This window comes from Phocaeicola dorei, from assembly GCF_013009555.1.
Classification (GTDB): Bacteria; Bacteroidota; Bacteroidia; order Bacteroidales; family Bacteroidaceae; genus Phocaeicola; species Phocaeicola dorei.
On sequence record NZ_CP046176.1, the window covers coordinates 2,056,626 to 2,072,021 of the forward strand.

General features: G+C 44.8%; 14 protein-coding genes. 6 read left to right on the forward strand and 8 right to left on the reverse strand.

The features are described from left to right. Positions 1 to 23 precede the first annotated feature (23 nt). The 5 genes from GKD17_RS08480 to dapF all read right to left on the reverse strand — a co-directional run bounded on the left by GKD17_RS08480 (position 24) and on the right by dapF (position 4,882). Positions 24 to 1,421 carry an ammonium transporter gene (locus GKD17_RS08480; protein ID WP_007838316.1) on the reverse strand — a complete coding sequence of 466 codons (1,398 nt, stop codon included), beginning with the start codon at positions 1,419 to 1,421 and terminating at the stop codon, positions 24 to 26. 69 nt (positions 1,422 to 1,490) lie between these two features. Continuing rightward, on the reverse strand, positions 1,491 to 1,847 hold the full coding sequence (locus GKD17_RS08485; protein ID WP_007838317.1) for a P-II family nitrogen regulator: 357 nt from the start codon (positions 1,845 to 1,847) through the stop codon (positions 1,491 to 1,493). Positions 1,848 to 1,938: 91 nt separating this feature from the next. Then, the gene (locus tag GKD17_RS08490; protein WP_007838318.1) at positions 1,939 to 2,664 is read right to left on the reverse strand and encodes a hypothetical protein; all 726 of its coding nucleotides are present in this window, start codon (positions 2,662 to 2,664) and stop codon (positions 1,939 to 1,941) included. Between the two features lie 99 nt (positions 2,665 to 2,763). Continuing rightward, on the reverse strand, positions 2,764 to 3,993 hold the full coding sequence (locus GKD17_RS08495) for an LL-diaminopimelate aminotransferase (RefSeq protein WP_007838319.1): 1,230 nt from the start codon (positions 3,991 to 3,993) through the stop codon (positions 2,764 to 2,766). A gap of 46 nt (positions 3,994 to 4,039) precedes the next feature. Continuing rightward, on the reverse strand, positions 4,040 to 4,882 hold the full coding sequence (gene dapF, locus GKD17_RS08500; RefSeq protein WP_007838320.1) for a diaminopimelate epimerase: 843 nt from the start codon (positions 4,880 to 4,882) through the stop codon (positions 4,040 to 4,042). 383 nt (positions 4,883 to 5,265) lie between these two features. Between dapF and GKD17_RS08505 the strand changes: the two genes are divergently transcribed. From GKD17_RS08505 to GKD17_RS08515, 3 genes are all read left to right on the forward strand, one after another. Further along, entirely contained in the window at positions 5,266 to 6,714 is a 1,449-nt protein-coding gene (locus tag GKD17_RS08505) for an ATP-binding cassette domain-containing protein (RefSeq protein ID WP_007838322.1), read from the forward strand. Between the two features lie 162 nt (positions 6,715 to 6,876). Further along, positions 6,877 to 7,809 carry a dihydrodipicolinate synthase family protein gene (locus GKD17_RS08510; protein ID WP_007838323.1) on the forward strand — a complete coding sequence of 311 codons (933 nt, stop codon included), beginning with the start codon at positions 6,877 to 6,879 and terminating at the stop codon, positions 7,807 to 7,809. A 13-nt stretch (positions 7,810 to 7,822) separates the two neighbouring features. Beyond that, positions 7,823 to 9,256: a sodium:solute symporter family protein gene (locus GKD17_RS08515; protein WP_007838324.1), complete on the forward strand. Its 1,434-nt coding sequence runs from the start codon at positions 7,823 to 7,825 to the stop codon at positions 9,254 to 9,256. A 297-nt stretch (positions 9,257 to 9,553) separates the two neighbouring features. Here the strand turns inward: GKD17_RS08515 and GKD17_RS08520 are convergent, their stop codons facing one another. Further along, the gene (locus GKD17_RS08520; protein WP_007844929.1) at positions 9,554 to 10,504 is read right to left on the reverse strand and encodes an NAD(P)H-dependent flavin oxidoreductase; all 951 of its coding nucleotides are present in this window, start codon (positions 10,502 to 10,504) and stop codon (positions 9,554 to 9,556) included. A 182-nt stretch (positions 10,505 to 10,686) separates the two neighbouring features. On the opposite strand from GKD17_RS08520, the gene GKD17_RS08525 reads away from it, so the two are divergent. The 3 genes from GKD17_RS08525 to GKD17_RS08535 all read left to right on the forward strand — a co-directional run bounded on the left by GKD17_RS08525 (position 10,687) and on the right by GKD17_RS08535 (position 14,494). Continuing rightward, a complete protein-coding gene (locus tag GKD17_RS08525; RefSeq protein WP_007838326.1) occupies positions 10,687 to 11,985 on the forward strand; it encodes an anaerobic C4-dicarboxylate transporter family protein in 1,299 nt (432 codons plus the stop codon). Positions 11,986 to 12,177: 192 nt separating this feature from the next. Further along, on the forward strand, positions 12,178 to 13,236 hold the full coding sequence (gene ansB, locus GKD17_RS08530) for an L-asparaginase 2 (protein ID WP_007843930.1): 1,059 nt from the start codon (positions 12,178 to 12,180) through the stop codon (positions 13,234 to 13,236). 88 nt (positions 13,237 to 13,324) lie between these two features. Next, a complete protein-coding gene (locus GKD17_RS08535) occupies positions 13,325 to 14,494 on the forward strand; it encodes a porin (RefSeq protein WP_007838328.1) in 1,170 nt (389 codons plus the stop codon). A gap of 127 nt (positions 14,495 to 14,621) precedes the next feature. Here GKD17_RS08535 and GKD17_RS23715 read toward each other — a convergent pair whose 3' ends face one another. Both GKD17_RS23715 and GKD17_RS08545 read right to left on the reverse strand, forming a co-directional pair. Continuing rightward, positions 14,622 to 14,813 carry a hypothetical protein gene (locus GKD17_RS23715; protein ID WP_007843932.1) on the reverse strand — a complete coding sequence of 64 codons (192 nt, stop codon included), beginning with the start codon at positions 14,811 to 14,813 and terminating at the stop codon, positions 14,622 to 14,624. Between the two features lie 214 nt (positions 14,814 to 15,027). Beyond that, a complete protein-coding gene (locus GKD17_RS08545; protein ID WP_007838333.1) occupies positions 15,028 to 15,342 on the reverse strand; it encodes a nucleotidyltransferase domain-containing protein in 315 nt (104 codons plus the stop codon). Between the last annotated feature and the right edge of the window lie 54 nt (positions 15,343 to 15,396).

Here is a 15,396-nt window from a genome sequence, read left to right on the forward strand (position 1 = left end):
ATTATTTTGATTCAAAATGACTTTTAGTTGTATGCAGATTCGCCATGTTCATAAATGTCGAGCCCTTCTTCTTCAATTCTGTTCGGGACGCGCAAACCATGAATCTTGTCCAATCCCTTGAAGATGAGGTATCCCATACCTGCTGCCCAGCAACCTACTACTGTTGTACCGAACAGTTGTGCTAGCAGGAAGTTGTAACCACCACCATAGAGCAGTCCTTCTTCGGTGGCGAAAAGTCCGGTAAGAATGGTACCGAGGCAACCACAAACACCATGTACAGAGGAGGCTCCGACCGGATCGTCTATTTTCAATATGTGGTCAATGAAGTCTACCGAGAAAATCATGACGATGCCGCAGATGGCACCGATCATGACTGCTCCGAAGGGGGAAACGAGATCACATCCGGCGGTGACTCCGACCAGTCCTGCCAATACACCGTTTAATGTTAATGACAAAGAAGGTTTTCCATATTTTATCCAGCTTGCTGTCAAAGCGAAGAAGCCACCGGCGCATGCTGCCAGGTTAGTGGTCAGGAATACGTGAGAGATAACTGTCTGATCAGTACCGGTAGCTGCTGCCAGTTGAGAACCCGGATTAAAACCAAACCAACCGAACCAAAGAATGAATACACCCAGGCAAGCCAATGTCAAGCTATGTCCCGGGATAGCCTTAGACCTGCCATCTTTACCATATTTACCGATACGCGGTCCTAGAACGGCAGCACCTACCAGGGCAATCCACCCGCCTACTGAGTGAACGACAGTGGAACCGGCGAAGTCATGGAAGGTGGTTCCGAATATGTTTGTCATAAAAGAATTTTCTTCACCATTCATCAGCCATCCGCCACCCCACGTCCAGTGTCCTGATACCGGATAAATCAGTACGCTGATGAAGATGGTGTATACCAAGTACATGGAGAATTTAGTACGTTCTGCCATAGCTCCTGATACGATGGTTGCTGCAGTGGCACAGAATACGGTTTGGAAGATCAGAAACCCTTCAATGGGTAGTCCGTTGTCAATGACTTTGTCCATTATGTCAAGGTTGAAAAAATGTGGCGTGCCTACGAAACCTCCCACACCGAACATCAATCCGAAACCGATGAACCAGAAGAGGATGGAGCCGAACATAAAGTCAATCAGATTCTTCATCAGTACGTTGGCGGTATTCTTGGTGCGGATAAATCCAGCTTCCACCAAAGCGAATCCCGGTTGCATGAAGAATACCAGCATGGCTGCCAGCAGCATCCATACAGTATTCAGACCGGTTACAATTTCATTGATGGCTTCTGTGTCCGTGCTCCTGACAGGAGTTTCCGATAGTGCGTCTTGTGCCCAAAGGCTGGCTGGGAACAGAAATAAAAGTATAAAGAGTCTTTTCAGGTATAGTTTTTCCATACCTTTTCTATTAGTTGTATCCATAATTTTTTCGCTTAAGTTGTAGTATGATTTTTACTTTGTAGAGTAGTTTTGACCGGGGTGTGTAATGAGTTATTTCTCTTGTTCTGCATTGTACAAGGCAATATCTCCACGTTCTCCTGTACGGATGCGGATGGCATCTTCAACGGGTATGACGAAGATACGTCCGTCACCGATCTCGCCGGTATGAGCAGCCTTGAGAATGGCATGAATGGTTTTGTCCACATTCTTTTCGCGGACTACAATGGAAACCAGGATTCTCTCAATGGAACTGGTGTCATAAACCACTCCACGGTAAATGCGTCCTTGACGTGTTTTGCCAATGCCTCTTACATCGTAATAGGAAAACCATTCGATTTCGGCTTCGAGCAACGCTTCTTTTACGTCCTCGAATTTGGTCTTACGGATAATAGCTTCAATTTTTTTCATTGTTGTATTTGTATTTTGTATATAATGTAATCTTTTTACCTTCTAAAAAACTGATACCTTGTTGTTATCCTTGTATTTATGCTCTTTATGATTAAAAACTTAGCCCGAAAACGAAATAAGCCCCTTCAGTGCGTGGGTTTACGGTGACTTTTGCAAAAGCTGGAACGGAAAATGAATCGGTGATTCTTATCTCCTTGGCGGCTCCCAGGCTGATGTCGCATACGGCGAAACCGTTGGAACCGTTGCATACAGGGTCTTCGGAATAGTTGTAAAAGTCTGTGGCCCACGGAGTCGCTCCTATTTCCGCTGTCCATTCCAGTCCTGCCAGTGTGAAAGGTACGGTAGCCGAGATGTAGGAAGAATAGGCTCTGTCTCCTTCGTTATTCACTCCGTCGGTTCCGGCGAAATTGGTATACCAGTTCAAGGCCAGCGGTCCGAAGTCATAACCTATCTGTGCCTCGAAGGTATGGTTGGTATTGTGTGAGCCGTAATGGAAATACCCCGGTCCTCCATTGAACCAGTAATCTGTGACGGAGATACTGAACCCTCCTGTGGTGTAGCCTAATGTGAGGTCAATCTCTTTTGTATCTTCTTTTTCGATACCTGTTGTTCCCCATGCAGACAATGAGAACCCTTTGTAAGAAACTGACAACGTGGGTTGGATACTGACACCCCCCAAATCCTGACCACGCCAGATGTATCCGCTTACAAAGTCGGCTCCTACGCTGGCTTCTACTTTGTCCTGCGCCATGCCCATTGCCGGAACAGCTATTGCCAAGGCCGACAGAAATGTTGTTTTTCTAAAACTCTTTTTCATTGCTTTTTACCTTTTAAATTCATAATAGTGAGTTTGTTATATCTCGTATGTATTTGTTTTTCTTGTAATGGTTTGTGCTTGTTATGTGATAAATGTTGTTTATAATATCCATCGCCTGATTCGTTTCATTGCCTCTTCACAGTCCGCGCGTTCGCCGAAGGCGGTCAGCCGTATGTAACCTTCTCCACTGGGACCGAATCCTACTCCGGGAGTACCTACCACATTGGCTTCGTACAGCATTTGTTCAAAGAACTTCCACGAGCTGATTCCTCGGGGAGCCTTCACCCATAAATAAGGTGCGTTCTCACCGCCGAATACTTTTAGTCCGGTGCTTTCCAGTCCTTCTTTCATGATGCGGGCGTTGGTCATATAATAGTGGATGGTGGCTTTTATCTGTTCCTTTCCTTCAGGGCTGTAAATGGCCTCCGCACCGCGCTGGGTAATGTACGAGGTTCCGTTGAACTTAGTGCATTGGCGACGGTTCCACAACCGGTTCAGCGGGATGCGTTTTCCTTCCAATGTGGCGGCGGTCAGCTCCTTGGGTACTACGGTGTAGCCGCAACGCACTCCGGTAAAGCCGGCGGTTTTGGAGAAGCTGCGGAACTCTATGGCTACCTTTTTGGCTCCTTTTATCTCGTAAATGGAGTGGGGGATGTCGGGGTCTTGAATGTAGGCTTCGTAGGCTGCGTCATAAAGAATCAATGTGTCGTTCTCCAGTGCGTAATTCACCCATTTCTTCAATTCTGCTTTACTGATAACCGTACCGGTGGGGTTGTTGGGGTAACATAGATATAAAATGTCTATTCTGCGGTCGGGGATAGCGGGAATGAAATTGTTTTCACTCAGGCAGGGCAGATAGACCACGTTGCTCCATCTTCCGTTTTCCAGCACTCCTGCTCGTCCGCACATGACGTTAGAGTCGATATATACCGGATAAATAGGGTCTGTCACACCGATGCTGTTATCGTGGCGGAGGATGTCCCCTATATTTCCCGTATCGCTTTTGGCGCCGTCACTGACGAATATCTCGCCGGATTCCAAATGTACTCCGCGTGAGGCATAATCGTTTTTCAAGATGGCGTCGATTAGAAAATCATATCCTTGCTCGGGACCGTATCCACGGAAGGTTTCTTTGCTTGCCAGTTCGTCCACCGCTTTGTGCATGGCTTCTATGGATGCTTGGGGCAATGGTTGTGTCATGTCTCCGATGCCCAGACGGATGAGGTCTTTTTGGGGATGGGAAACTTTGAATGCATTTACTTTCTTGGCAATGTCCGAAAACAGGTAATTGTTGGGCAGTTTTAAAAAATGTTCGTTTACTAATGCCATAATTGCTGTTGTTTTATAGTTTGTCTTTACTGATTTCTTATTCCTGTTAAATTTCTATCTCACCATCGAAAACTTTTACTGCGGGACCTGTCATGTACACATGTCCGTCTGTTTCGTTCCAATGGACTTGTAAATCACCACCATCCATTCTTACCCGTGATTTTCTTCCGGCCTTGTGGTTCAGGTATGCGGCTACGGCAGTGGCACAAGCTCCTGTTCCGCATGCCATGGTGATGCCCGAGCCTCTTTCCCAGACTCTCATCCTTAAGGAACCGTCCGGCAATACTTCAACGAATTCTACATTTGTTCGTTCGGGAAAAAGCGGATGATTCTCCAGTTTCGGCCCTATTGCCGGCAAATTTACATTTTTTATATCATCTATGAAAATTACTAAATGTGGATTTCCCATACAAACAAATGTTCCTTTGTATTCTTTTCCATCTACTGTGATTGTTTTTGCCAACATTTTGCCGTCCGGGGTATTTATTTGTCTGGAGTTGGTAAGCAGGGGAAGATCCATGTCTACTGTTACTTCTTCTACCAGCCCGTTCTCCGTATGCAGTTTTAGGATCTTGATTCCTGAGAGCGTTTCCAGCGTGATGACTTCCTTTTGAGTCAATTTGTTGTCATATACATACTTTCCTATACATCTGGAGGCGTTGCCACACATCATAGCTTCAGAACCATCTGCATTGAATATGCGCATACTGAAATCCGCTTTGGTTGATTTTCCAATCAATACCAGCCCGTCGGAACCGATCCCCGTGTGACAAGAACTCCATTTGATGGAAGTTCTCACGGGGTCTGCTATGGGGTGTCTCAGGGTGTTTACGTATATATAGTCATTACCTGCTCCCTGCATCTTCGTGAACTTGATTGTTGTTGCCATTTTGTCTATAACTTCTTCTGTTATTATTTCCTTTTGTCTTATTTTGGTGCAAATATATATCTTTTTGATGTTTTATAAACAATGGTGCTATCTATATTCTTATTTATTTTTATTCTAATGATAAATAGAAAGCTATTTTAGGCGTTTTTCTTTCAAACTGAAATAAAAGTCTAGTTATATTCTTTTTAATTGTAATTCATTAAGTCTGTACTCTGTTATGGAACATATAGTTTAGGTAATATTTTGTTGGTTATTCAGTGTTGTATAATCGGTATCGTATATAATTAAGGTGGATGATCGATGTAACAAAATGATAATATATTATCGCATTGCTATATTATTTTGTTACCTTTGCATCCTGTTGGATAAAAAAGAGATTTGTAATGCAGAATATTATTGCGATAGAAAATGGTGTGACCCGCCATCCGCTGTACCGGATGAAGGAACCGGTGAATATGACACTTGCCGCCGGAGAACATATAGCTGTTGTGGGAAGAAACGGGGCAGGAAAAAGTATATTGGTAGATACGATTACAGGTCGGTGGCCGTTGTTGATGAACGAAGTGAAATATGATTTCTCTCCCTCTCCTTCGAAGATGGCATACGAGAATATAAAGTATATTGCTTTCCGTGATTCATACGGAGATGCCGATGGAAATTACTATTATCAGCAACGGTGGAATGCTCATGATTTGGATGAAACTCCACTGGTACGTGATTTGTTGCCCGAAGCGACCGATTCAGGCCTGGAAAAGGCTTTGTATGAACTGTTTGGCATGGAGAGGATGCTGGATAAACATATCATTCTGCTTTCCAGTGGTGAGTTACGTAAGTTTCAACTGACAAAGACTTTGCTGAGTAATCCGCGTGTACTGATTATGGATAATCCCTTTATCGGACTGGATGCGAAGACGAGGGACCTGCTTCATACATTGTTGGGTGAACTGACTAAAGTAACCCATTTGCAGGTAATCCTTATCTTGTCTAAGTCCGATGATATTCCTGCTTTTATCACTCATGTTATTCCTGTGGAAGACAGGGTGTGTGGTAAAAAGATGACTTTGCAGGAATATTTGGCGGTCCGTAAGCCGATACCGGAACGGATGCTTTCCGAAGAAAAGGAGGCACGGATTCTGAATTTGCCTTACGGCGGTGATTTGTATCACACCGAGCACGTAGTCGATTTGAACAAGGTAAGCATCCGTTATGGCGAGCGTACCATTTTGAAAGATTTGGACTGGACAGTGAAATGTGGCGAGAAATGGGCTTTGAGTGGAGAGAACGGTTCAGGAAAGTCTACGTTGCTGAGTCTGGTCTGTGCAGATAATCCGCAGAGTTATGCTTGTGATATTACCTTGTTCGGCAGAAAACGCGGTTCCGGAGAAAGTATTTGGGAGATAAAGAAGCATATAGGATATGTCAGTCCTGAGATGCATCGCGCTTATCTGAAGAACCTTCCTGCCATAGATATTGTGGCAAGCGGGCTACATGATTCTGTGGGGTTGTACAAACGTCCGCGTCCCGAGCAGATGGTGGCTTGTGAATGGTGGATGGATATTTTTGGTATTGCAAATTTGAAAGACCGGAATTTCTTGCAGTTGTCCAGTGGCGAGCAGCGTCTGGTGTTGTTGGCTCGTGCTTTTGTGAAGGATCCTGAGTTGCTTATTTTGGACGAGCCTTTGCATGGGTTGGACTTGTACAACCGCCGGTTGGTGAAAGATGTGATAGAAACTTTCTGCCGTCGTAAGGACAAGACCATGATTATGGTGACACATTATCAGGAAGAGTTGCCCGCATGTATAACTAACTCTCTTTTCTTGAAGCGGAATTAAAAGTTCTTTTTCAAAAGGTACGTTCCGGGCAGACGGAAGACGACAGGTTAAACGATAGTGCCCTGTCGCTTTCCGGACAAGCCGGGGTGTTGGACTGAGTACAAATAATTCTACTGTTCGTTTCATAAATATAGCATTGAAATTTTTTAAAGAAAACGAATCATGGAAAACACATTAAAAAAGCCTATGACAGGCATTATTCCTCCTTTAGTGACTCCGTTACTGGATAATGACAAACTGGATATTGACGGTTTGGAAAGATTGATAGAACGACTGATAAAAGGAGGAGTGCACGGATTATTTATACTGGGTACCACTGGAGAGGCGCAGAGCATCAGTTACCGGCTCCGCCATGAAATGATAAAGGAAACTTGCCGTATCAATGCCGGAAGACTTCCGGTTCTGGTTTGTATTTCCGATACATCAATTGTAGAAAGTATTCATCTGGCACATGTGGGGGCCGAGTGTGGTGCTTCAGCCGTAGTTTCCGCTCCCCCTTACTATTTTGCTCCGGGGCAGCCTGAACTGGCCGAATTTTATGAAGACCTTATCCCTCAGTTGCCGTTGCCTATCTTCTTATATAATATGCCGTCGCATACAAAAGTGAATTTTGCTCCGGCTACGATACAGCGCATTGCCCGTAACCCTCAGGTAGTGGGATTCAAGGATAGTTCGGCCAATGCCGTTTATTTCCAGTCCGTGATGTATGCCATGAAGGACCGACCGGATTTCGCCATGCTGGTGGGACCGGAGGAAATTACGGCCGAGTGTGTGTTACTGGGTGGACACGGAGGTATCAATGGAGGTGCCAATATGTTTCCGGAATTGTATGTAGACCTGTATAATGCCGCCTTGGCACGTGACATGGAAACGGTGAGCCGTCTTCAACCCCTGGTGATGCAGATAAGCAGCAGTATTTATACTGTGGGCCAGCATGGTTCCAGTTATCTGAAGGGATTGAAATGCGCGTTGTCTTTATTGGGCGTTTGTGATGATTTTGTTGCGGCTCCTTTCCATCGCTTCAATGCTCCGGAACGCGAGAAGATACGCAAGGCGTTGGAGGCACTCCCTTTTTGTCCGGAGTTGAAACCTTAAATGCTCGGTCTGTATGCATATCATTGATATAATCGTCTTTTTGCTGTTTACCGGCGGAGTCGTGGCCTTCGGTTGTTCTTTCTTTAAGAAGAAAGGTACTTCCGAGGAGTTCACTTCTGCCGGCAGAAGCTTGCCCGGCTGGGTGGTGGGGATGTCCATCTTTGCCACGTATGTCAGCAGTATCAGTTATTTGGGATATCCGGGAAAGGCTTTTTCGGGAGATTGGAATGCGTTTGTATTCAGCCTGTCTATCCCTATAGCTTCTTATTTTGCGGCTCGTTACTTCGTGCCTTTTTACCGAAGCCAGGACAGTATATCGGCTTATAGTTTCCTGGAAAACCGCTTCGGCCCTTGGGCTCGTATATATGCCTCGTCCTGTTATCTGCTCACCCAGATTGCACGTACAGGCTCTATTCTGTATTTGTTGGCATTGCCCATGAATGTATTGTTGGGATGGAATATCCAGACCATCATTATTGTGACCAGTGTGGCTATTGTACTTTATTCCATGCTGGGCGGCATGAAAGCTGTCATTTGGACAGAGGCCATACAGGGGATTATTCTGATTGGCGGTGCGCTGGTATGTATGTTTATCTTGCTTTTTGACATGCCCGAAGGTCCGGCACAGACTTTCTCCATCGCCATGGAAGATGGAAAATTCAGCTTGGGAAGTTTTGGAAGCAGTTTAAGTGAGTCCACTTTTTGGGTGTGCCTGATTTATGGCGTATTTACCAATTTGCAGAACTATGGTATAGACCAGAGTTATGTGCAACGTTATCATACGGCGAAGAATGAGAAGGAGGCTAAGTTCTCGGCCTTGTTCGGAGGATATTTGTTTATTCCCGTTTCGGCTGTCTTCTTTATGATAGGGACCGGGCTGTATGCGTTCTATAAAGTGCATCCGGGGGTCTTGCCCGACGGAGTGGGGGCGGATTATGTCTTTCCGTTCTTTATAGTCAATGAGTTGCCGGTGGGGTTGACAGGCCTGCTGATTGCTTCTATCTTTGCCGCAGGTATGAGTACCATTGCGACCAGTGTCACTAGTTCGTCTACCATCATTCTGACGGATTATTACCAGCGTTTCCGCAAACATGCCGGAAACAGGGAACGGATGTTGGTGCTGAAACTCTCTAGTGTGGGAGTAGGAGTGGCAGGAATTCTGGTGGCCTTTGCCTTTATGAGTGTGCAAAGTGCGCTAGATGCTTGGTGGGCGTTGGCGTCTATTTTCAGCGGAGGCATGTTGGGACTGTTTCTACTGGGGTATATTTCGAGGAAGGCACGTAATTTTGATGCGGTACTGGGAGTCGTTTGTGGGGTAATTCTGGTTTGTTGGATTGTGATATCCCCTTTTGTACATGCTAATCTGGCTATCGTATTCGGAACGTTGCTGATATTTTTGGTGGGATTCCTGAGTGCTAATTTGTTTAATAAGAGAAGGTGTAAGTAGAATAACTTAATTTTATGCATTAGGCGTGTCAAAACAAAAATGACTGCTCCTGAAGGTTACAGATAGTAATTATAACACTTAAAAGGGTCGTATCAAGCTCTGTATGGAGTAATGATACGACCCTTTCTTAGTCTTTTAGGATGCTCAAATTTCAGATTATAAGTTCATATTTCCAAAAACTGAATTTGGACACATCCACTTTTATGTATTTGTCGGTTACAATCTGTAATCTTTAGAATGTTCATCTTGTTTTTGATTCATTCTCCGGTTTTTTTGATCGTTTCATTGTCCGCACCATCAGATAAGTCTTTGCAACTCATTGACCCTGTTTAATGCGGCATTGAAATCTTCCACCAGTTCTTTCATCACTTCATCCACCGTCTGTAATTTATGTATGCAGGATGCGACTTGTCCTATTTCCAGTTCCCCTTCGAATAAATCTCCTTCAAAGATTCCCTTTTTTGCACGTCCTTTTCCTAACAAAGTGCGTAGTTCATCCGTTGTCGCGCCACGGCTTTCCGCTTCTTCCACTTGTTTGAAGAAATCATTTTTGACCAGCCGGACGGGAGAGAGCTGTTTCAATGTCAGTTGGGTATCTCCTTCGTTCAGTCGCAGGCATCGGTCTTTGAATGTGAAATGAGCGGAACTCTCTTCGGTTAATGCGAAGCGCGTGCCTATCTGCACTCCGTCGGCCCCCAATGCCATAGCGGCTAGTATACTTTCTCCCGATCCGATACCTCCGGCAGCCATCAACGGCACAGTGGTAATCTGTCTGACGGCTGGAATAAGACATAGGGTGGTCGTTTCCTCCCGTCCGTTATGTCCTCCTGCTTCGAATCCTTCGGCTACGATGGCGTCTACGCCTGCTTCTTCGCATTTGGCGGCAAACTTGGTGCTTGCCACTACATGGGCCACAATGATGCCGTGCTCATGCAGGTGTTCTGTCCAAGTCTTTGGATTTCCGGCAGAGGTGAAGACGATTCTCACACCCTCTTCTATTACCATATTGATAAGGATGTCTATTTCGGGATACATCAGCGGAATGTTTACTCCGAAAGGCTTGTCTGTCGCCGCTTTGCATTTCCGTATGTGCTCGCGCAAGGTTTCGGGATGCATGGAGCCTGCTCCTATCAGTCCCAGCCCTCCGGCATTACTTACTGCGGAGGCCAGTCTCCAACCGCTACACCATACCATTCCTCCCTGTATGATGGGATACTTTATTCCAAAAAGGTTGCAAATTCTGTTCATATATAATAATTTAATAATTTGCACATTATTCATTATACAAAACAACTAACTTTTATTGAATGTTTTAGGGGGAAAGTAGTGAAAAAAGGAAAAATTCTTAGAAATTTTAAGGTTTGTAGAACAGAAATGGTCTATCTTTGTTCTCGGAATTAAAATTGTATATTTATAAACGGATAAAAACCATGTTATTGCAATTGCTATTTGTACTTGTCGCTATTATTGTAGGTGCCCGTTTGGGAGGTATCGGATTGGGAGTGATGGGAGGTGTAGGCCTTGCCATATTGACTTTTGTCTTCGGACTTCAGCCTACCGCTCCCCCTATTGATGTGATGTTGATGATTGTCGCCGTTATCTCTGCCGCCTCTTGTATGCAGGCTGCCGGCGGACTGGACTATATGGTGAAGTTGGCGGAACGGCTGTTGCGCCGTAACCCTTCGCAGGTGACTATCCTGAGCCCGTTGGTTACTTATCTGTTTACTTTTGTCGCAGGTACAGGGCATGTGGCCTACTCTGTGCTTCCTGTCATAGCCGAGGTAGCTACGGAAACTAAAATTCGTCCTGAGCGTCCTTTAGGCATTGCCGTTATCGCCTCGCAACAGGCTATTACCGCCAGCCCTATCTCTGCCGCTACCGTAGCGTTGCTGGGCCTGCTGACAGGATTTGACATTACTTTGTTTGATATTCTGAAGATTACCATTCCTGCTACATTAATCGGTGTGCTGGTCGGTGCTTTCCTTTCAAAAAAGGTCGGCAAGGAGTTGTTGGAAGATCCTGAATACCTGCGCCGTCTGGAAGCCGGAATGATTGATACAAAACATGTGGAACTGAACGATGTGAAGAATATGTTTCACGCTCGCATCTCGGTGATTATCTTTATTGCTGCCACACTGCTGATTGTATTATTCGGCTCTATCCCTGCTATGCGTCCTGTGTTCAACGGTGCGGCTTTGGATATGCCTTCTATTATTGAGATCTTGATGTTGTGTGCGGCAGCTATTATTCTTATCATTTCACGTACGGATGGAATCAAGGCTACACAAGGCAGCGTGTTTCCTGCCGGAATGCAGGCGGTAATCGCTATTTTTGGTATTGCATGGATGGGGGATACGTTCATCAATGGAAACATTACGGAACTGACAGGTTCTATTGAAGGGATTGTGCGTCAAATGCCCTGGCTGTTCGGTCTGGCATTGTTTGTCATGTCTATTTTACTTTATAGCCAGGCTGCTACGGTGCGTGCTATTGTACCGTTAGGAATAGCACTGGGTATTTCTCCGATGATGCTGATTGCTTTGTTCCCTGCCGTCAACGGATATTTCTTTATCCCTAATTATCCTACGGTGGTGGCAGCCATCAACTTTGACCGTACAGGAACAACGGGTATTGGAAAATGGATTCTGAACCATTCGTTTATGATGCCCGGAATGGTGGCTACCCTTGTTTCTATTGTGGTAGGCCTGCTGCTGATACAGGTATTCTAGAAAGGAAAGGGATAGGTGCGGTCAGGCTTGAAGATGAGTAATCTTTCATCTGTAACATGAGTAATCTTCTGCCTGTAACATTTATAATGATTCGATGTGCACATATATATCATCGGCGCATCTTCTTCCTCTGTGTGTGAACAAAATTTCCAAATAATTATTATAGTAATAAAACCTAAACTTGAAAAGATTATGAACGGATTAAGAAAACTCAGCCTTATGGCGGCAATGCTGGTATGTACCACATTGGCTGCTGTCGCCCAAAAGCCTAATATCCATATATTGGCTACAGGAGGGACTATTGCCGGAACAGGCGCTTCGGCTACTAAAACAAATTATACTGCCGGACAGGTGGCTATCAGCACATTGCTGGAAGCGGTTCCCGAAGTGAACAAAATAGCCAATGTGACCGGGGAACAGATTGTAAAAATCGGCTCTCAGGACATGAATGATGCCGTATGGCTGACGTTGGCCAAGCGTATCAACGAGCTTTTCAGCCGTGGAGATGTGGACGGTATCGTGATTACCCACGGGACTGACACGATGGAAGAAACCGCCTTTTTCCTGAACTTGACTGTGAAGAGTGACAAGCCTGTTGTATTGGTAGGAGCCATGCGCCCCTCTACGGCCATGAGTGCGGACGGACCGCTGAACTTGTATAATGCAGTAGTCACTGCCGCCGCCAGGGAATCACGGGGAAAAGGTGTCGTAATTGCTATGAATGGTTTGATTTTGGGAGCTCACGGAGCCATGAAGACCAATACGGTGGATGTACAGACTTTCCAGTCCCCTAACTCCGGTGCGTTGGGATATGTATTGAATGGTAAGGTTTTCTATAATATGGAATCTTTGAAACGCCATACCACCGGTTCCGATTTTGATGTAACCCACCTTGACAAGTTGCCGAAAGTAGGTATCGTTTACAGTTATTCCAATGTAGAAGCTGATATCATGACTCCTTTCTTGAATAATGGGTATCAGGGTATTGTTCATGCCGGTGTGGGGAATGGCAACATTCATCAGAATTTGTTTCCGATGTTGGAAAAGGCCCGTCAACAAGGTATTTTGGTAGTGCGTTCCAGCCGTGTTCCTACCGGACCGACTACATTGGATGCTGAGGTGGATGATAATAAATACCAATTTGTGGCCTCACAGGAGTTGAACCCTCAGAAGGCACGTGTGTTGTTGATGCTGGCGTTGACTAAGACAAAAGACTGGAAGAAAATTCAGGAATACTTCAACGTATACTAGTCCATCCGGCACTTTTTCTTTTTATCTCTTTTTCTTTTGTGCGCATAAAAGAAAAAAGAGAATACATTACAACCTAAAACTTTGACTTATGAAAAGAATAATGTTAGTATGCCTGACAGCCTTTGCTGTCTCAGGCACTTACCCTTTATATGCCCAATCTTCCGGAAGTGATTTCATGGCCGGTGACAAAAGCCTGTTTGAAGAAGTCACCGGTATCAAGAAGAAAACGGACAAGTTCAATCTCTATCTTAATATGCACGGTGATTTCAATATGAAATGGAACGACTCCGGATTTGATCGGGGCGCATTCGAAATGAAGCAACTCCGTATCGAGATGAAGGGAGATATCAATGACTGGTTGAGCTATCGTTACCGTCAGCGTCTGAATCGGGGTAACGATGGTTCCGGCAATATAGATAATGTACCTACCAGCATAGATTGGGCGGGAGTAGGCATCAAATTAAATAAGTTCTCATTTTTCGCCGGAAAGCAATGTGCCTCGTATGGTGGTATAGAATTTGATTTGAATCCGATTGATATTTACGAATATAGTGACATGATAGAGCACATGAGTAACTTCATGACCGGTTTGAATGTGGCATACAACTATAATCCTTATCAGCAGATACAATTTCAGGTATTGAACAGCCTGAACGGGCCGTCCGAGGAGATGTATGGGGATTTGGAACGTACCAAACTGCCGTTGGTTTATACCTTGAACTGGAATGGTAATTTTCTGGATGTTTCCAAAACCCGTTGGTCTGCCTCTGTCATGAACGAAACGAAAGGCGAGAAGATGTATTATTATGCTTTGGGTAATGAGTTTAATTTCAGCCCTAAATGGCACGCCTATTTTGACTGGATGTATTCTCGTGAAGGGGTAGACCGTAAAGGGATTATAACTAGTATAGTAGGAACTGATAATCAGGCACACAATGCTTTTAATGCCGAATATATGTCCTATGTGTTGCATGTGAATTATCGTTTTGCCCCGAAGTGGAACTTGTTTGCAAAAGGAATGTATGAAACGGCTTCCGTTTATAAGGCAAGCGATGAAGTGGAAAAAGGTAAATATCGCACGGCATGGGGATATGCAGGAGGAATAGAATTTTATCCGATGGAGAGCAATCTGCACTTCTTCCTGGCATATGTGGGGCGTTCCTATAAATATACCGATCGTGCGAAGGCATTGGGTGAGGACAATTTCAGTACCCATCGTGTGTCAGTGGGATTCATTTGGCAGATGCCTGTATTCTAGCTCATGTTTTCCTTTTTTGTTTGTTATTCTGCATTGCGTTACCTCCTCTTGGAGATAGCGTAATGGCAGGATGAAGACGATGGAAGGGCAGAAAGAATATGTTTGTTTTTGTTTGGGAGCGATCCATTTATTCTTGAGCCAGACTTTCTACCGATTTGATGAAAGCTTCGGCACGTGGTCTGAGATAATCTACCAATGCGGCATCGCAATAGGCAAAGTCTTCGTAGTCTCCACTGTGCCGTTTGTCAAACAAGTTGCTGAATGTGCTGCCATGTTCCAGACTCAGTATTTCCGTGCGCACAAAGTGATAGGACAACATTATTTTTACTCCATTGTGGGTGCCTGCCTCGATTCCCTTAGCTATTTAACAAACCGATGGCTGCATAAAAGCAGGTATAATAAAGGCGGTTGATGGCGGCGTTAAAATAATTTCCCACACGCATATAGTCAGCTTCTTTCAAAGTCTTATACACTCGTTCAATACGGTATTGAATCAAGGCAACGCGGTGCTCGGGGGATAGATAGTTCCTGCTTCATAACACTATCCCTTCATTCATTACGTTCAGCGAAAACGGAGTCTGAAAGGGACGGTTCTCCCATAATCTGCGCAGCATAATCATTGGGCTGATAATAACTCCCGATTTTACTTCCAGTTCATAAAGCGGACGGATAATTTCCTGCTCGTATTCTGGAGTAAGCTGTGGCTCGTCTACAAGAATAAGCAGATCGATATCACTGTCTGGGCGAGCCTCTCCGCGAGCTTCCGATCCATAAAGTATGATTTGGGCATTTGGTGCTACTTTGTGGAGGATACTGCGTATCATATCTACAATTTCGGTTCTTCGCATGATTTTTCTCCTTTCTCTATTTTATAGTAACAAAGATAATGAAAAAATGTCAAC